Annotated in this window: 16 protein-coding genes; 6 read left to right on the forward strand and 10 right to left on the reverse strand. The window is 66.6% G+C overall.

From position 1 onward, the window contains the following. Positions 1 to 14 precede the first annotated feature (14 nt). The 4 genes from CFB24_RS16835 to CFB24_RS16850 form a co-directional block, all read right to left on the reverse strand. Positions 15 to 917, reverse strand: a complete 903-nt coding sequence (locus CFB24_RS16835; protein ID WP_088521808.1) for an ABC transporter permease — start codon at positions 915 to 917, stop codon at positions 15 to 17. Positions 918 to 977: 60 nt separating this feature from the next. Further along, positions 978 to 2,063, reverse strand: a complete 1,086-nt coding sequence (locus CFB24_RS16840; RefSeq protein WP_088521809.1) for a sulfate ABC transporter substrate-binding protein — start codon at positions 2,061 to 2,063, stop codon at positions 978 to 980. 255 nt (positions 2,064 to 2,318) lie between these two features. Continuing rightward, a complete protein-coding gene (locus CFB24_RS16845; RefSeq protein WP_088521864.1) occupies positions 2,319 to 4,217 on the reverse strand; it encodes a family 2A encapsulin nanocompartment cargo protein cysteine desulfurase in 1,899 nt (632 codons plus the stop codon). A gap of 177 nt (positions 4,218 to 4,394) precedes the next feature. After that, positions 4,395 to 5,345 carry a family 2A encapsulin nanocompartment shell protein gene (locus tag CFB24_RS16850; protein ID WP_088521810.1) on the reverse strand — a complete coding sequence of 317 codons (951 nt, stop codon included), beginning with the start codon at positions 5,343 to 5,345 and terminating at the stop codon, positions 4,395 to 4,397. A gap of 363 nt (positions 5,346 to 5,708) precedes the next feature. Here CFB24_RS16850 and cysK point away from each other — a divergent pair, with 363 nt between their 5' ends. Together cysK and epsC are read left to right on the forward strand one after the other, a co-directional pair. Further along, on the forward strand, positions 5,709 to 6,680 hold the full coding sequence (cysK, locus tag CFB24_RS16855) for a cysteine synthase A (RefSeq protein ID WP_088521811.1): 972 nt from the start codon (positions 5,709 to 5,711) through the stop codon (positions 6,678 to 6,680). A gap of 92 nt (positions 6,681 to 6,772) precedes the next feature. Continuing rightward, a complete protein-coding gene (gene epsC, locus CFB24_RS16860; protein WP_088521865.1) occupies positions 6,773 to 7,618 on the forward strand; it encodes a serine O-acetyltransferase EpsC in 846 nt (281 codons plus the stop codon). Positions 7,619 to 7,765: 147 nt separating this feature from the next. On the opposite strand, the gene CFB24_RS16865 is transcribed toward epsC, so the two are convergent. Beyond that, positions 7,766 to 8,194, reverse strand: coding sequence for a DUF6691 family protein (locus tag CFB24_RS16865; protein WP_088521812.1), 429 nt, complete (start codon positions 8,192 to 8,194; stop codon positions 7,766 to 7,768). A gap of 4 nt (positions 8,195 to 8,198) precedes the next feature. Then, positions 8,199 to 8,630: a YeeE/YedE family protein gene (locus CFB24_RS16870; protein ID WP_088521813.1), complete on the reverse strand. Its 432-nt coding sequence runs from the start codon at positions 8,628 to 8,630 to the stop codon at positions 8,199 to 8,201. Between the two features lie 387 nt (positions 8,631 to 9,017). On the opposite strand from CFB24_RS16870, the gene CFB24_RS16875 reads away from it, so the two are divergent. Genes CFB24_RS16875 through CFB24_RS16890 form a run of 4 tightly spaced genes read left to right on the forward strand, consistent with a single transcriptional unit; the run spans position 9,018 to position 13,052 of the window. Then, positions 9,018 to 10,001 carry a class I SAM-dependent methyltransferase gene (locus tag CFB24_RS16875; protein ID WP_088521814.1) on the forward strand — a complete coding sequence of 328 codons (984 nt, stop codon included), beginning with the start codon at positions 9,018 to 9,020 and terminating at the stop codon, positions 9,999 to 10,001. Beyond that, entirely contained in the window at positions 9,998 to 10,591 is a 594-nt protein-coding gene (locus tag CFB24_RS16880) for a dimethylsulfonioproprionate lyase family protein (protein ID WP_088521815.1), read from the forward strand. Before CFB24_RS16875 ends, CFB24_RS16880 begins: the two co-directional genes overlap by 4 nt. Next, the gene (locus CFB24_RS16885) at positions 10,588 to 11,760 is read left to right on the forward strand and encodes a PLP-dependent transferase (RefSeq protein WP_206605477.1); all 1,173 of its coding nucleotides are present in this window, start codon (positions 10,588 to 10,590) and stop codon (positions 11,758 to 11,760) included. The genes CFB24_RS16880 and CFB24_RS16885 overlap by 4 nt, the downstream gene beginning before the upstream one ends. Positions 11,761 to 11,768: 8 nt before the next feature. After that, positions 11,769 to 13,052 carry an O-acetylhomoserine aminocarboxypropyltransferase/cysteine synthase family protein gene (locus tag CFB24_RS16890; RefSeq protein WP_088521817.1) on the forward strand — a complete coding sequence of 428 codons (1,284 nt, stop codon included), beginning with the start codon at positions 11,769 to 11,771 and terminating at the stop codon, positions 13,050 to 13,052. 92 nt (positions 13,053 to 13,144) lie between these two features. Here the strand turns inward: CFB24_RS16890 and CFB24_RS16895 are convergent, their stop codons facing one another. The 4 genes from CFB24_RS16895 to CFB24_RS16910 all read right to left on the reverse strand — a co-directional run bounded on the left by CFB24_RS16895 (position 13,145) and on the right by CFB24_RS16910 (position 17,687). Further along, positions 13,145 to 13,507 (reverse strand): hypothetical protein, encoded by a 363-nt coding sequence (locus tag CFB24_RS16895; RefSeq protein WP_088521818.1) that lies wholly within the window; start codon positions 13,505 to 13,507, stop codon positions 13,145 to 13,147. A gap of 23 nt (positions 13,508 to 13,530) precedes the next feature. After that, positions 13,531 to 14,409: a serine O-acetyltransferase gene (gene cysE, locus CFB24_RS16900; RefSeq protein WP_088521819.1), complete on the reverse strand. Its 879-nt coding sequence runs from the start codon at positions 14,407 to 14,409 to the stop codon at positions 13,531 to 13,533. A 57-nt stretch (positions 14,410 to 14,466) separates the two neighbouring features. Beyond that, positions 14,467 to 14,937, reverse strand: coding sequence for a thiol-disulfide oxidoreductase DCC family protein (locus tag CFB24_RS16905; RefSeq protein WP_088521820.1), 471 nt, complete (start codon positions 14,935 to 14,937; stop codon positions 14,467 to 14,469). 92 nt (positions 14,938 to 15,029) lie between these two features. Beyond that, positions 15,030 to 17,687: a C2 family cysteine protease gene (locus tag CFB24_RS16910; RefSeq protein WP_088521821.1), complete on the reverse strand. Its 2,658-nt coding sequence runs from the start codon at positions 17,685 to 17,687 to the stop codon at positions 15,030 to 15,032.

Genomic DNA, 17,687 nt, shown 5'->3' on the forward strand with positions numbered 1-17,687 from the left:
TGGGGACTCCGCGATCAGGCCTGCCGCTCGTGGCGGCGGGAGAAGGATTCGAGGCCGTTGATGACCAGAAGGACCAGCAGGGAGATGGTCAACAGCGCCACGCCGATCGCCGCGGCCTGCGCATATTGGAAATCGTCGAGCCGCGTCACGATCTGCAGCGGCGCGATCTGCGACCTGCCGGGAATATTGGCGGCGATGAAAATCACCGAGCCATACTCGCCCACCGCGCGGGCGAAGGCCAGCGCGACGCCCGACACCCAGGCCGGCAGGATTTCGGGGAAGATCACGCGGCGGAAAATGGTGGCGGAATCGGCGCCGAGGCTGCGCGCGGCGGTTTCAAATTCGGGGTCCCACTCCAGCAGAACCGGCTGCACCGTGCGCACCACGAACGGCAGGCCGACGAAGATCAGCACGACCACGATGCCGCCGGTCTGGCCGGTATAGGGAAAGGTCAAAAAGTCCAGCGCGTCGGCGGGCAGCGGCGCGCCCAGCCCGAGCGTGTGCGCCAGCGCATTGATCCCTGCCGTGATATGGCCGCCGACGCCGCCAAGCCAGCCGTCCTTCAAGAACAGATTGGCGAAGGTCAGGCCGGCGACCGCCGTGGGCAGCGCGAAGGGAAAGTCGATGATGGCGTCGAACAGGCGGCGGAACGGAAAATCGTAACGCACCAGCGTCCAGGCCACGATCAGGCCGAAAACGGCGTTGACGAGCGCGGCTATGGTCGAGGCGGCGAAGGTCAGGCGCAGCGACGCCGTGACCACGGGGTCGGTGAGCACGCGATACAGCTCCGGCCCGCTCATCTGCCCCGCCTTGAGCGCCAGAGCAGCCAGCGGCAACAGCACCAGCGCCGAAAGATAAAACAAGGTGTAGCCGAGCGTGAGCGGCAAGCCCGGTATGACGCGGTGATGTCGTGACATGAGCCTTCCTGCAAGCCGTGGGAGGGCGCGCCGGGCGGCGCGTCCTCTCGAAGCGTCGAATCAGTTCGTCGGCTTGTAGAACTGGTCGAACACGCCACCATCGGCGAAGAAGGTGGTCTGGGCCTTGGCCCAGCCGCCATAGGTTTCGTCGATGGTGAAGAAGGGGATCTTCGGCAGTTCGGCGCTGTATTTGTTGAGGGCGGCGACGTCGCGCGGGCGATAGTGCAACTGGCCGATCACGTCCTGCGCTTCCGGCGTGTAGAGATAGTTCAGATAGGCCTCGGCCGCCTTGCGCGTGCCGCGCTGGTCCACGACCTTGTCGACCACGGCGACCGGCGGTTCCGTGAGGATCGAGGTCGAGGGATAGACGATATCGAACTTGTCCGCGCCGAACTCGTCCTTGGCGAGCCAGAGTTCGTTTTCCCAGTTCAGCAGCACGTCGCCGATCTGCTTTTGCGCGAAGGTCACGGTGGAGCCGCGCGCGCCGGCGTCGAGCACGGGCACATGCTTGTTGAAGATTTCCGCGACCTTTTTCCGCGCCTCCTCATCGTTGTAGATCGGGAAGTCCTTGGCGGAATCGGCGGCGGACTTGGCCTCGGCCTGGCCGGCGGCGGTGGAGAAATCGTGGGTCTTGGCCTTTGCGAAGGCGCCCCACAGCGACAGGAACGACCAGCGCGCGCCGCCGGACGTTTTCGGATTGGCGGTGATCACCTGCACGTCGCTGCGCAGCAGGTCGTTCCAGTCCTTGATGCCCTTCGGATTGCCCTTGCGCACCAGGAAGGCGATGGTCGAGGTGTAGGGCGAGGCGTGGTTGGGGAACTTGTTCTGCCAGCCGGAATTGATCAGCCCGGCCTTTTCGATGGCGGTGATGTCCCAGCCGAGCGCCAGCGTGACGACATCGGCGTTAAGGCCGTCAATGACCGAGCGCGCCTGCTTGCCCGAGCCGCCGTTCGACAGCTCCACTTTCACGGTGTCGCCGGTCTGGGCTTTCCATTTGGCGGCGAAAGACTGGCCGATGGCGGCGTAAAGCTCGCGGGTCGGGTCGTAGGAGACATTGAGTAGGCGGATATCCGCCGCCAGGGCGAGGCCGGCGGAAGCGATCACGCCCAGGGCGGCGCCGGCGAGAGGAATGAAGCGCGAGGACATGGCGGTTCCTTGTCGTTGAAGAGGATTCGGCTCCTCGCAAAGAACATTATTTTATCTATAAAACTTGTCAACTAAGTGTTTGCGTCCGGGGACATGAAATTCCGCGCCATCCCGGCGCCGGCGCGATCACATCGCTCACGGTTTGGAAGGGGCATTGGGGACGCCGCCGACCTCCGCACGCGTCGCGCGGCTCTGTGCGGTTCGGCTCAGGCGGAGGGGGACCGGCGGCCTCGACCGGGCCGCCGGGAAAAATGTCTATCGGCGCGTCAGCCCGTGCAGGACGTCCACGAGCAGATCGACATCCTCGCAGGTGTTGTAGAAGGCGAGCGAGGGCCGCACGGTCGCTTCCAGCCCGAACCGGCGCAGAATCGGCTGGGCGCAATGATGGCCCGAGCGCACCGCGATGCCCTCCGCGTCGAGCGCCTTGCCGACCTCTTGCGTGTCCTTGCCGTCGAGCACGAAGGACAGCACGCTGGCCTTCTCCCGCGCCGTGCCGACCATATGCAGGCCGGGAACCGCCAGCATTTTCGCGGTCGCATATTCCAGCAGGCCGTGTTCGTAGGCGGCGATATTGGGCCGGCCGAGTTGCTCGACATAGTCGAGCGCGGCGCCCAGGCCCACGGCGTCGGCGATATTGCCGGTGCCGGCCTCGAAACGGTCCGGCGGCGGGTTGAACAGCGTGCGCTCGAACGTGACGTCGGCGATCATGTTGCCGCCGCCCTGCCACGGCGGCGTCTTTTCCAGCACGGCGCTGCGGCCATAGACCGCGCCGATGCCGGTGGGGCCGAAAACCTTGTGGCCGGAGAAGACGAAGAAGTCGCAGTCGATCGCCTGCACGTCCACCGGCATGTGCGACACGCTTTGCGCGCCGTCGACCAGCACGCAGACGCCGTGCTTGTGGGCGAGGGCGGTCATTTCCGCCACCGGCGTCACCGTGCCCAGCGCGTTGGAGACCTGGGTGAAGGCCGCGATCCGGGTTTTCGGCCCCAGCAGCTTTTCAAAGGCCGCGAGGTCGATCTGGCCGTCGTCGTCCACCGGCGCGACCCGCAGTTTCGCGCCGGTCTGGGCGCAAAGCTGCTGCCAGGGCACGATATTGGCGTGGTGCTCCAAATGGGTGACGAGGATTTCGTCGCCCTCCTTGACGTTTTCGCGCCCCCAGCTTTGGGCGACGAAATTGATTCCCTCGGTGGCGCCGCGCACGAAGACGATGTCGCGCGCCGAGGGGGCGTTGAGGAAGCGCCGGGTTTTTTCGCGGGCGGCTTCGTAGGCGTCGGTGGCGCGCGCCGCCAGCGCGTGGGCGGCGCGGTGGATGTTGGAGTTCTCGTGCTTGTAGAACTCCGAGATGCGTTCGATCACGGCGAGGGGTTTTTGCGTGGTCGCGGCGTTGTCGAGCCACACCAGCCGCTTGCCGTGAACGCGCTCCTGAAGGATCGGGAAGTCGCGCTTGATCGTCTCGGGATCGAGCGGAAAGCCGACCGCGCTCCGCGTCGGCGCGGCCAGCGGGCGAAGATCGAGTTCCAGGAACGAATAGCTGGCCTTGGGCGCGACGCTTTCGGAGGCGACGCTTTCCGGCGAGCCGCCGGAGGCCGGAGCGGCGGGAACGCTCGCGGGTGGGTTCGTTTCAGGGGCGGGGGCCGCCGGCGCGGGCGTCGCGGCCGCAGGGGCTTGGGCGAACGCGGTTTCCGCCAGGAAATAAGGCGCGGCCGTCTCGGGATTTTGCGCGCGATGCGCTTCCGGGATCAGCTGCGCGCTCTCGCCGACCGGAACCGGCGCGCCCAGGGCGCCGAACGAGGCGCCTGGCAGCGGCGGTTCGCCATAGCCGGCGGGCGCGGAGGACAGGCTCGGCGCGTGCGGCAGGGTCAGGTTTGGCGTCGGCGCGATGGATGGAATCGTCGAGGGCGGCAGATCCGGCGGCCCCACTAAAGGATTGGCCGGCGTGAACGGCGCGACGACGGTCATGAAATTGGGCGCCGGAATCATCAGCGGGCTGGGCGGCGCCACGGGAACGCCGGGCTCGTCGCTGGCGGGATTCGGCGTCGCCTGGAACAAGGCGTTGGCCATGCGGGCGATCAGCGCCGGATCGGGAAAGGCTTGGGACGGAGAGTCCGGCGCTTCGCCAGACGGAACTTCAGACGCGGAAAGGCCGAGCGGCATGATCTTGTCCTGCAACCATCTAGAGCATGATCCCAAAAAGTGGACACCGGTTTTTGGAAAAGATCATGCGAAAACAAAGACTCTGGAACATGATGTGTTTCCGTGGAAACGCATCGTGTTCTAGGGGAGAGCGGCGGCGCGTCGGGACGCGCGCCGCCGCCGCGATCGGTTGAACGGCTACTTGGCGTAAGTATCCTTGTAGTCGTGATATTTATCGAGTTCGACGCCCTCGAGCACGGCCAGCGCGTCATGGGTGAGCACGGCGGTCGAGCAGTAGAGCGAGATCAGGTAGGAGGCGATGGCCTTCCTGTTGATGCCCATGAAGCGCACCGACAGACTGGGTGCGACCTCGCCGGGAATGCCCGGCTGGAACAAGCCGATCACGCCCTGGCGCTTTTCTCCGGTGCGCAGCAGCAGGATCTTCGAGCGGCCCTTCTCATCCACCGGCAGCTTGTCTGACGGCACCAGCGGCAGGCCGCGCCAAGTGAGGAACTGCGCGCCAAAAAGGGTGACCGTTGGCGGGGGAACGCCCCGGCGGGTGCATTCGCGCCCGAACGCCGCGATGGCGCGCGGATGGGCGAGGAAGAACGCCGGCTCCTTCCACACTTTGGTGATCAGCTCGTCGAGATCGTCCGGGGTCGGCGCGCCGGTCCGGGTGGAAATGATCTGGCGCGGATCGACGTTGGCGAACAGGCCATAGTCGGCGTTGTTGAGGATCTCGTTTTCCTGCTTCTCCTTCACCTTCTCGATCAGCAGGCGCAACTGCTCCTGAATCTGGTCGTAGGGGTGGGAATAGAGGTCGGAGACGCGGGTCTGCACGTCGAGCACGGTGGTGACGGCGTTGAGCGAATATTCGCGCGGCGCGTCCTCGTAATCGACGAAAGTTTCGGGGAGGTCGGCGTCACGGTCGCGGGCGGGCGAGCACTGCACGTCGGCGTCGGTGAGGACCGCGCCTTCCTTGACGCGGTTGAGGCGGTAGATGCCGGCCTCCACCGGCGTCCAGGGCAGGAACGAAACCAGCCAGCGCGGGGTGATGCCCGACCATTGCGCCCTGGTCTTGGTGGCGTTGGCGAGCTGCCTTGCGGCGGGCTCGCTCAAGGTTCTACGGATTTCAACATCGTCGGACATAAGATCCTCGCGTAAAAGCAAAGACGGCATCATCGCAGAGAAAATTTATCTATATAAAGAAAAAATCATTCTCTGTTCTGATTCATTCGCCTGATGCAAAGGTTTATGGTCAGATTTTCATCTGGGCAAGCGGTTTCATTTTGATGGAAATCAAAAAATAATTTCCATAAAAACGCTAAACATCGAAACATGCAACTCGATTACTGTCATCGTCCGGCGCTGTCGCTGCGGCGCGCCGCCGACAACGCATCGTCGACGTCGAGAAAAAAATCGGCGAAACGGCCAGCGGCGCTTTGCTGTGAGAAAAAAAGTTGATAAGTTCCATAGAATAAATTTGTCGTAAGCGACGCAATGGAGCCTGCCATGCCCAAATGGTTTGAAGACAATTCCCACTCGATCGGTCATACGCCGCTGGTGCGCCTCAACCGCGTCATCGACCATGCGCCCGCGACGGTGCTGGCCAAGATCGAGGGGCGCAATCCCGCCTATTCCGTGAAATGCCGCATCGGCGCCGCGCTGATCTGGGACGCCGAGCAGAAGGGCCTGCTCGGCCCCGGCAAGGAGCTGGTCGAGCCGACCTCGGGCAATACCGGCATCGCGCTGGCCTTCGTCGCCGCCGCGCGCGGCATTCCGCTCACCCTCACCATGCCGGAGACCATGAGCCTGGAGCGCCGCAAGCTGCTGACCGCCTTCGGCGCCAAGCTGGTGCTGACCGAGGGGCCGCGCGGCATGGCCGGCGCCGTCGCCAAGGCCGAGGAGATCGCCGCCTCCAATCCGAATCGCTACGTGCTGCTGCAGCAGTTCAAGAATCCGGCCAACCCCGCCATTCACGAGAAGACCACCGGCCCGGAAATCTGGGACGACACTGACGGCGCCGTGGATATTGTGGTGGCGGGCGTCGGCACCGGCGGCACCATCACCGGCGTTTCGCGCTTCCTGAAAGGGAAGAAGACCATTCAGGCCGTGGCGGTCGAGCCGGAGGCCAGCCCGGTGATCACCCAGAAGCGCGCCGGCCTCGAAATCAAGCCCGGCCCGCACAAGATCCAGGGCATTGGCGCCGGCTTCATTCCCGGCGTGCTTGATCTCAACCTGATCGATTCGGTCGAACTGGTCGGCAATGAGGAGGCCATTCACTATGCCCGCCGCCTCGCCCGCGAGGAGGGCGTGATCTCCGGCATTTCCTCCGGCGCCGCCGTCGCCGCCGCCGTGCGCCTGGCGAAGAAGCCCGAAAACGCCCACAAGACCATCGTGGTGATCCTGCCGGATTCGGGGGAGCGCTACCTGTCTTCGGCTTTGTTCGAAGGCCTGTTCAATGAAAAGGGTCTCGCCGCGTGAACCGCGTTGAAGTCGGGTTTGAGGAGGTTGGCGACGATCTGGCGATCGAAGGGATCGTCGCCGACCTGCAGGCCCTGCGCGCCGCATCGCAGATGCGGCGCTATCGCGGGACGCCGCCCAATCTGCCGTCGCGCGCGGAAACCGTCGCGGCGGTGGAGGGGCTGGTGGCCGCTTTGTTTCCCCGGCATTTCGGCCCGTCGGGCCTGCGCGCCCGCGAGGTCGATTCCTTTGTGGCGCTGAAACTGTCGGAAAGCCTCGCCAGCCTGCGCCGCCAGATCGAGCTGGAGCTTCGGCTCGCCGCCGCGCGCGAGGGGGCTTCGCACGCGCTCACTCGTCATGCGACGCGCATCATTCATGAATTCGCCGAAAACCTGCCGCGCGTGCGCCAACTGCTTGACGCCGATATTCTCGCCGCCTACAATGGCGATCCCTCCGCCAAAAGCGTCGATGAGGTGGTGTTCTGCTTCCCGGGCGTCGCGGCGGTCGTGCGCCATCGCCTCGCCCATGAGCTTTACCGGCTCGGCGCGCCAATGCTGGCGCGCATCGTGGCGGAAAAGGCCCATTCCGAAACCGGCATCGACATTCATCCCGGCGCCGAGATCGCCGAAGGTTTTTTCATCGACCACGGCACCGGCGTGGTGATCGGCGAAACCACCATCATCGGCAGCAATGTCCGACTCTATCAGGCGGTGACGCTCGGCGCCAAACGGTTCGAAACCGGCGCCGAAGGGCAATTGCTGAAGAACTATCCGCGCCATCCGATTTTGGAGGACGATGTGGTGATCTACGCCGGCGCCACGGTGCTTGGCCGCATCACCCTCGGCAAGGGCGCGTCCATCGGCGGCAATGTCTGGCTCACCCACAGCGTGCCGGCCGGCGCCTCCGTCACCCAGGCCAAGGCGAGCGAGGATCTGTTCCTCGACGGCGCGGGCATCTGAGCCTTGTTCCGCGCCTCCAGCACGGTGGCGCAGGCCCAGGCCAGAAAGGCCAGCGTGGCCAGAAGCGCCAGCGCGCAACAGGCGCGCCGCGCCGGCGACATCTGGCGGAACGGGGGCGGGGAGTTCAGGATCTCGAACGCCATGGCCTCACCCGTCCTCCGCCGTCAGCCGCGCGGTTCGCGCCTCGGCGAGCGCGAAATCGGCGGCGCGCACGCCCGAGGCCATCGCCAGTGCGAACAGCAGCGCGCGTCCGTCGAGAAGCCCCAGATCGGCCAGCGCGGGGCCGGGGCAAAGGCCCACTAGCCCCCAGCCCAGGCCGAAAATCGCGGCGCCGCCGAGCAGGCGGCCGTCGATGGTTTTCGGCGTCGCCGGGGCGGGCGCGAACGGGCCGCGCCCGGCGCAGCGGAACGCGACGAAAGCCACGGCCCAGGCGCCGCCCATCACCAGCGCCAGCGAGGGATCCCAGTTTCCTGCGAGGTCGAGGAACGCCAGCACCTTGTGCGGATCGGTCATGCCGGCGAGGCAAAGGCCGAGGCCAAACAGCAGGCCCGAGACAAACGGGACGATCCGTTTCATCGCCTCACCCCAGCAGATGCCGCGATGCGAACACAGCGGCGAAACCGGCGGTCATGAAGGTCAGAGTCGCCGCCAGCGAGCGCGGCGACAGCCGCGCCAGGCCGCAGACGCCGTGGCCGCTGGTGCAGCCGTTGGCGAGCCGCGCGCCGAAGCCGACGAGCAAGCCGCCGACGATCAGCGTGTTAGGCGCGGCGGCGATCGCCGGCGCCGCGACGCCGAACAGCAGCGCCGCCAGCGCCGGCGCCGCGACGAGGCCGGCGACGAAGGCCAGTCGCCAGTCCAGATCCCCTGCCTTGGGGCGCGCCAGTCCGGCGAATATGCCGGAGGCGCCGAGGATGCGCCCCTCGCGCAGCAGCAGCAGCGCCGCCGCCAGCCCGATCAGCGCGCCGCCGGCCAATGCGGAGGCGGGCGTGAACTGCGCCCAGTCGATGTGCATGAGGGTCGCCTCTGTCGAATTAAATTCTACAGATATACTAAACTAAGCATGACGCGGCGCCAAGGCCTGCTGCGTCAGCCGGTCCCCAAAGGGGGCAGAGCCGGCTTGGGAAATTAGATGACATAAATTATAGACAAACATGATTAGTCGCCCTAAGACATGGGTATGTTGCAATTGGTTTTGATGGGAATCGCTCGATGTCTGGCTTTGCGCTCCTCAGAAAACGGCCGCTTTGGCCTGGAGGCGCCTGAGAGACGCCATGACGAACATTGACGGTCCCGTCTGCTCCCAACGCCGGCGCCGCGCTCTCCCCCTCAGTTCCCACAATTTCCGCCTGCTCGGTCAGGAGCGGTTGAACAGTTTTTGACCGCCCGGAGGTCTGCCTTCATGAACGCCATCGCCCCATCCCCGTCGCTGTCGCTCGACTTCGCGCCCTATCTGGAGGTCGCCGAGGTTGTCCGGGTTCGCCCGCGCGTGAGCATCGCCGTCGCCGACCGCGCCTGGCGGCCGCAGGTCGAGGACCGCCAACGCGACTGGGTGGCCAGCGTCGCCGCGCCGGCTCTGAAAATCTTGCGCGCCCGTCGCGGCGCCGAGGCCTGCAAGGCGTTTTGCGCGCTGGGGACCGGCGCCGGCGTCGACGCCCTCGCGGCGGTCGAACTGCTGGGCGCGGAGGTGATCGGCCTGACCGATCTTTTCCCCGATATCGTGGACGTTGCGGCCGCCAATGTCCGGCGCAACCTCGCGCCCGGCCATGAGATCGCCTTGCACGCCGGCGCTGGCGATCTGCTCACGCCGTTGCGGGGCGGCGGCGCAAAGTTCGATCTGATTTACGAGAACCTGCCCAACCTGCCGGCGCCGGACGCCGCCGCTGTCGAGGCGGACAAGACCAGCGCGGCCTTCCTGGCCCCACGCGGCGAGGCCTTGCCGGGTCCGGTGCGCGACTGGCTGCTGGCGCTGCACTATCTCGCTTTGGTCCAGGCCCATGATTTTCTCAAGCCGGGCGGGGCGGTGCTCTCCACCATCGGCGCCCGGCCGCCGCTCGCCGTCCTTGTCGAAATGGCCGAGGCCGCCGGCCATGCGGCGAGCTTCGTCGGCTATTGGTGGAAGGCCCAGGCCGACGCCGACGATGTCATCGCCTCCTATGCGCAGTGGCGGCGGCAGGGGCTTGGGCCGTTCCATTTCTACCCGGTCGAAGTGCTCGAAGCCGCCTTCGCGGATCTGAATTTCGAACAGGCCGGACGCGACGCCCTGTCGATCGAACGCGACCTGCGCTCCTATCAGCTCGACGCCCCCGAAGCCTGGGATCTGCACCGCAGCGGGCGGCGCATCGGCCACACCGTGGCGGCGCTGCTTTCGGAGCCGAAAGCATGAGCGTCGGACTCGCCGATCTGGTGCGCCGCCTGCGCGACCGGCTCGAACGGGCGGAAGGGCCTGCGGCGGCGGAGGCCGCGCATGTTCAGGCGCTGCTCGACCGGGCGTCGGTCGAACAAACGGACTATGTCGCCACGGCGCATCCGCTGACGCAACATCTTGCCGCCACTCTGGCCGGACTGGACCGTGACGCACCTGACATCGCCGCCGCCTTGCGTCCGCTGGCGGAGGGGCTGCCCTGGCGTTACGGCTATGCGCCCCGCGACGATCTGCCCGATCTGCATCGCAACATGGGCTGGGCGGAATTCGTCGGGCCGGCGGCGCCGTTTCACAGCGACGAGGTCTGCCTCGGCCTCACCCTGATCGGCCCGCACGCGCATTACGCCAGCCACAGCCATCCGGCGGTCGAGCTTTACCATGTGCTGACCGGGGCCGCCGAATGGAACGGCGCCGCGCGCCCGCCCGGCGCCTTCATCCTGCACGACGCCAACCAGCCGCACGCCATGCGCGCCGGCGCCGCGCCGCTGCTGGCGCTCTACACATGGAGCGGCGACATCGTGTCTCCCTCGGTCTGGAATCCCGTTCAATGAGCCTGCATCCGCAAACCCTGGCCCTGCATGGCGGCCATCGCGCCGATCCCGTCACCGGGGCGACGGCGCCGCCGATCTATTTCACCACCTCCTACCATTACCCCAGCGCCGACTACGCCCGCCGCCTGTTCGGCATGGAGGTGATCGGCTACACCTACACCCGCACCAGCAATCCCTCGCGCGAAGTGCTGGAGCGCCGGGTGGCGGCGATGGAAGGCGGCAAGGCGGCGCTGGCTCTCGCTTCCGGCGCGGCGGCGGTGGCCGACGCCCTGCTGGCGCTGGCGCAGACCGGCGACAATGTGGTGTTCGCGCGCGCCACGCTGCGCGGCGCCGGGCGCGATCTGGCGATCCAGTTGCGCCGGTTCGGCATCGAGCCGCGCGAGGCGGAAACGGTTGCGGATTTCGCCGCGGCCACCGACGCGCGCACCCGCCTCTGGTTCGCCGAAAGCGTTTCGGCGCCGGGCCTGCAGCGCTTCCCCATCGCCGCCGTCGCGGCGGCGGGCCGCGCCCTCGGCGTGCCGCTGGCGATCGACAATTCGCGCCTGCCCGCGCTGGTCCGCCCGGTGGAGGAGGGGGCCGCCATCGTGATCTACGCCGCCGACTCTTGGCTGACCGGGCGCGAAGGCTCTCTCGGCGGGGTTCTGGTCGACGCCGGGACATTTTCTTGGGAGTCGCACCGCTTCCCCACGCTTTACACGCCCGACCCGTCTTATCACGGCGCGATCTGGACCGAGGTGGTGAAGCAATGGAACGCCTCGCCGCTGATCGCGCGGGCGCGCGGCGGCGTGCTGCGCGATTTCGGCGCCGCCATCAGCCCGATGGCCGTGTTCCAAATTCTGCAAGGTCTCGAAAGCCTGCCGCTGCGGATGCGCGCCCATGCCGAAAACGCCGCGCGTGTCGCCGATTGGCTGACGTTGCGGCCGGAGGCGCGCGATCTGCGCGTCGCCGGCGGGCTGGTGGCGTTCGCCTGGCCCGCCGCCGAAAAATTCCTCGCCGCGCTGACCCTGTTCCAGCGCGACGGCGGCCTCGGCGGCCTGCGCAGCGCGGCGACGGCCACGGACGACGGCCGCATCCTGCTGTCGGTCGGCGTGGAACATCCCGACGACATTCTGGCCGACCTTCAGGCCGCCCTTATTTCCACCCCCACCCTTGTTTCTAACCCAACGTGAGACACGCCATGACCTTGAAGCCGGAAACCCTCGTCCTGCACGCAGGCTATCGCAGCGATCCCGCCACGACTTCGGTGGCGGTGCCGATCTACCAGACCACCAGCTACCAGTTCAACAATACGGAGCACGCGGCCAATCTGTTTGGACTCGCCGAACTCGGCAACATCTACAGCCGCATCATGAACCCCACCAATGACGTGCTGGAGAAGCGGCTGGCGGCGCTGGAGGGCGGCGTCGCCGCGCTGGCGGTGGCCTCGGGACAGGCGGCCAGCACGTTCTCGATCCTCAACGTCGCCCAGGCCGGCGACAATTTCGTCACCTCCACCGATCTCTATGGCGGGACGTGGAACCTGTTCGCCAACACGTTCAAGCAGCTCGGCATCGAGGCGCGCTTCGTCGATCCGTCCGATCCCGAAAACTTCCGCCGCGCCACCGATGCGAAAACCCGCGCCTATTACGCCGAAACCCTGCCCAATCCCAAGCTTCAGGTGTTTCCGATCCCGGAAGTCGCCAAGATCGCCAATGAACTGGGCGTGCCGCTGATCATCGACAATACGGCGGCGCCGATCATCGCGCGGCCGTTCGACCATGGCGCCCATATCGTCGTCTATTCCACCACCAAATATATCGGCGGCCACGGCGTCGCCATCGGCGGCGCCATCATCGATTCCGGCACATTCGACTGGGAGAAGCACGCCGACCGCTTCCCGTTGCTGAACCAGCCCGATCCCAGCTATCACGGCGCGGTCTGGACGCAGGCGGTCAAGCCGCTCGGCCCCATCGCCTATATTTTGCGCGCGCGCGTGACGTTGCAGCGCGACATTGGCGCGGCGGTCAGCCCGTTCAACGCTTTCCAGACGCTGCAGGGGTTGGAGACGCTGCCGCTGCGCATCCGCGAGCACAACAAGAACGCGGTGGCGGTGGCCGATTATCTGGCCAAGCATCCCAAGGTAACCAAGGTGATCCATCCCAGCGTGCAGTCGGGCGAGCCGCGCCGGCGCGCCGACGCCGTGCTCAAGGGCGGTTACGGCGGCTTGGTGGGCTTTGAGCTGGCCGGCGGCAAGGAGGCCGGCAAGAGCTTCATCGACGCGCTGAAACTGCTCTATCACGTCGCCAATATCGGCGACGCCCGCAGCCTCGCCATCCATCCCGCGACGACCACACATTCGCAATTGTCGCCGGAGGACCAGCAGGCGACTGGCGTGTCGGACGGCTATGTGCGGCTGTCCGTGGGGATCGAGCATATCGACGACATTCTCGCCGACATCGCCCAGGCGCTCGACGCGGCCTGAAACAGAACAGGCGGCGCCGCTGAGGCTCGGCGCCGCCTGTCTTGCGCGGGCGCCGCTGAGGAGAGCCGGCGCCTTAACAACCCTTAACAACCTTAATTCAGGGCGAGCAGCCGGTCGCCGCGCCAGTCGAAATCGATGTGGTCGAGGATTCCGGCGAGCGGCGGCAGTTGCAGCAGGAACGCCATGCCCTCCAGCGCCGCGAGGCGCGGCAGCGTCCGCACGCAGGCGCCGCGATAACTTTCGACGCGGGTCGCGCTCAGGACGAAACCCGGCGGCCGCGTCGTGACCGCGCCGGTCGCCCGGTCGGCGTGAAGGCAGGACGGCTCCAGCGAGATCAGGGGAACCAGCCCCTCGCCCCAGGCGCCGCGATAAACATTTGTCACGAAAGCGTATAACTCGAGCCGGGCGCTGGGCGTGAAGCTGACCGTGATCGGGCGGAAGGCGCTTGCCGTCATGATTTCCTGCGCGCTCCCGCCGCTCAGATCGCGTAGGCGAAGGCGCGATATTCGAGGTCGCGCAACACCTGATCCATGTCGCGGTAAGGCTCGTCCTGATGACAGGCGACGACCTTGGCGGGCACGCCGGCGACGGTGGTGTGGGCCGGCACGGGATGCAGCACCACCGATCCCGCCGCCACCCGCGCATAGTCGCCCACTTCGATATTGCCGAGGATTTTCGCGCCGGCGCCGAGCAGAACGCCGCGCCGCACCTTGGGATGGCGGTCGCCCGCCTCCTTGCCGGTGCCGCCGAGCGTGACGTTTTGCAGGATCGAAACATCGTCGTCGATCACCGCCGTCGAGCCGACGACAAAACCGGTGGCGTGATCCAGCAGCACGCCGCGCCCGATGCGCGCCGCCGGATGAATGTCGGTCTGGAACAGGTCGGACGAGCGGCTTTGCAGGTAAAGCGCGAGATCCTGCCGGCCGCGCGTCCACAAATGATGGGCGAGGCGGTGGATTTGCAGCGCGTGATAACCCTTGAAATACAGGAACGGCTCGATGAAACGGTCGCAGGCGGGGTCGCGGTCGATCACGGCGTTGATGTCGGCGCGAAAGGCGAGGCCGATGGCGGGCTCGGCCTTCAGCGCCGCCGTGAACGCCGCGACGATCTGGCCGACGGGAACGAAATCGCTGGCGAAGCGGCTGGCGACGCGGTGGATCACCGCGTCCTCGAACGAATCCCGGTCGAGGATGGTCTGCCGCAGCATGGCGCGCAAATTGGGCTCGGCTTCGAAAGCGGCGTCAGCCTCTTCGAGCAGCTTGCGCCACAGGGAATCCTTCGCGGCGGCCGGATGGTTCAACGGCGCGGCCGCGGTGGAGGAGGCGGCCAGAGTCAAATGGCGTGGGGATGAAGTCATGGGACACCCGTCAAAAAGAGCGTCCCAAATAGTCTATTATTATAGTAGAATTGTCAACTAAACAGAGGGACGAAAATCCCGCGGCGGCGCGGCGTCCGGCCCCACCACGCGGGCGCGCCATTCGGGCGGCGGCGCCATGCAGAAGGTCTGCTTGCCGGTCAGCAAATGGCGGTTGCGCGCGATCAGGTCATAGGCCCAGTCGCGCAATGGGCGCGGAAACAAAGTGCTGAAGGCGGCGAAGGACCAGGGACGCCGCAGCCGCGCGCAGACCGCCGCGACGCCGTCGGATTTCACCAGCGCCTTGCCATGCTCGACGAACAGAAACGAATCCGTGGCGTCCGGATCGACGCCGTGGCGCGCGGCGAGGCGCCGGCCCTCGTCGGACTGGAGCGCCACGAAACGAATCTGCGGCGCCGCCTCCCGGCGCAGCACGAACAGCACCCAGCGCGAGCAGAACGCGCAAGCGCCATCGTAAAGCCACACCGGCGCCGGTGCGTCCGCATCGGGCGGGAGGACGGGTTGGCTCATCGGGCGGCGCTCCTGTCGCGGCTTGGGTCGCGGGCGACCTTTAGCATCTCGACAGCGCGCCGTCGCGCATGACGTCGGCGCCTGCGGTCGGGCTAATGCACGGGCTTGCCCTCGGTCACGAAGACGGCCGCGTAATTGTTGGCCAGCGCCGCGATCGGCTCCCAGAATTTCATCGACAGGCTCGCCGATGCGCTGGCCTGACCCCACGGGTTGACCATCTGCACCAGCCCTTTCGCCGCGTCGACCCCGCTGACGAAATACATGTGGTTCTCAACCAGATTGCCGCTGAGGTTCAACCAGGTGGTGCCGACCATGATCTCCTCGCCCGCGTTGAACGCGTTTTGCATCGTCGTCATCAAGGCGGCGGTCGGGTCGCCGGGGCCGACCCGGTAGATGTCGCAGGCCTGGCCGGTGACCGCCGTCAGCGCATTGCTCCAGCCGCCGGCGATGTCGGCATAGGCGTTGCCGTTGATATTGAGCGTCATGCCCGGCGTCACCCCTTTCTGCTCGACCAGCTGGACATAGGCCTTCTCGATCAGTTGCGACCACATGTTGGTCGTGTTGTGAGCAAAAGTCTGTTTCGAGCCGTTCTGCCAGGCGTAGCCGCTGGGCATCATCGCCAGATCGGCGTTGACGGTCACGTAGTCGTCCTTGCCGTTGACGATGAAGTCGACCGAATAGGTTCCGTTGCCGTTCGCCTTGATCATGTTCTTGATCGTGTCGGGGTGCTGCAGGGCGGTCTCGGCCAGCGCCGCCATCAAATAGCAATCGCCGACATAGCCCTGGTTGATGTCGGACCATTGCGGTCCGTTCGCGCCGAACAGCGGCAAGGCGCAGGCGACATAGGTCGATTTCAGATTTGTGCCCACGGCGGACAGATCCGTGCCGGGCAGGTCGGTTCCGAGGAACCACTTGCCGATCAGTCTGTTCGCCTGCAGCTCCGACGTGCCGGCCGTCATGTCGCCCAGCGCCTGCGCAATGGCGCCGCCGCCATGCCAACTGGCGTTGGCGGAATTGCCGAGCACCACATCGTCAAAGATCTGATCGACATAGGCGGATGTCTTGTACACGCCGGTCACGCCCATCTGATCCGCGAGCGTCTTCAGCGCGCCGAACTCGTCGGCGGTGACGCCGCCCGCCGCCACGTCCTGGAGGATCTTCAGGGTCTCGTCGTAGGTCAGCACGCCGTCGGCGCCGAACGACTTGGCCTCGGCGAGGATCGGATTGTCCTGCCGCATCACGATGGCGAGCTGGTTCGCGCTCATGGCGGCGAGCTGGCCGGCGGTGAACTGGCCGTCCTGAATCGCCGTCAGCGACTTCAGCTGGTCAAGGGTGATCGCCTTGATCGCTGTGGCGGACAGCGCGGCGAGATTGCGGCCGCACAACGCATCGAATTGCGCCACCGACATGGCGGCGATCTGCGACGCGGTGAGTCCGGCCGCCTGTTTGGCGCCGAACCAGGACGTGTTGAGCGAGAACAGCTTCGCCGTCGACAGGCCGGACACCTGCGTCGCCGTCAGCGCCTGCGTCTGGGCCTGGGTTATCCCGCCAATCTGCGCTGCGGTGAGGCCGTTGAGCAACGTCGCTGACAGTTCGGAGAATGCGGCGGCGGAGATCTGCCCGATCTGGCTTGCGTTCAAGGAAGCGAGGAAGGTCGCCGCCGCCGCGGTCAGCGTCGCCGCCGACAGGCCGCCGATCTGGGCCGCCGACAATTGCGCCACCTGCGTTTTGGTGAGGCCGGCGAGGCCGCACTTCAGCGCCAGTAGTTGCGCGACCGAGAGCTGGGCGACCAGGAACCCGGCGTCCTGCGCCGTGGTGAACAGGGCGATCTGCTTGGTGGACAGGGCGGCGATCTGCGCCAGCGTCAGCGTGCCGATCTGGGCGGTCGTCAACGCGGCGATCTCGGTCGCGGTGAGGCCGGAGATCTGCGTCGTCGACAACAGCCACAACCTGAGTGCGCCGAACTGGGTCGCGTTCATGGCGGACAACTGGCTCGCCGACAGCGTCTGAACCTGCGCCCGCGTCAAGACGGCGATCTGGGCCGTGGTCAGCGCTGCGATTTCCGTCGTCGGGACCAGCGCGATCTGCGCGGCGGCGACGCCGCCGACCTGATCCGCGCTCAGCGTGTGGAACACGCCGGCGACGCCGGCCTTGAACTGGTCGGCCGACAGTTTGCCGACGGTGGCCCACGTCATGGACGCAATCTGCGCCGCCGACAGATAAGCGCCGTTGACCGCCGCGAGCGCCGACGTCGACAGCGCGTTGACTTGAATCGCCTGGAACAGGCTCTTGCTCATCCCTCGGATCTGCGCGGCGGTGACGGCGGCGGTCTGCGCGGCGGTCAAAGACGCCAGCGCAGTGGCCGACAGGCCGGAGAACGCGGCGGCGCTCACGGCGGCGATCTGGGCCGTCGACAGCTTGGGAACCTGCTTGTTGGTGAAGCCGGACATCTGGCCCGCCGACAGCCAGCCCATCTGTTTGGCGGTCAGGCCGGACACGCTGGCCGCGCCGATCGCGGCGACCTGTTTGGCGGCGAGGCCGGCGATCTGCGCCTGGGTCAGCGCCGCGATCTGGGCGACGCTGAAGGCCCCGACGGCGCTGACGGAGAGCGCGGCCACCTCGGCGGTCGTCAGCGCGGCGGCCTGACCGGTCGTCATCACCGCGATGTCCGCCGCCGTCAGGCCGGCGATCTGGGCGGTGGACAGGGCGGCGATCTGGGCGGCCGACAGGCCGGACAAAATGGACGTCAT

The organism is Rhodoblastus acidophilus (genome assembly GCF_900187365.1).
In the GTDB taxonomy this organism is placed as follows: Bacteria; Pseudomonadota; Alphaproteobacteria; order Rhizobiales; family Beijerinckiaceae; genus Rhodoblastus; species Rhodoblastus acidophilus.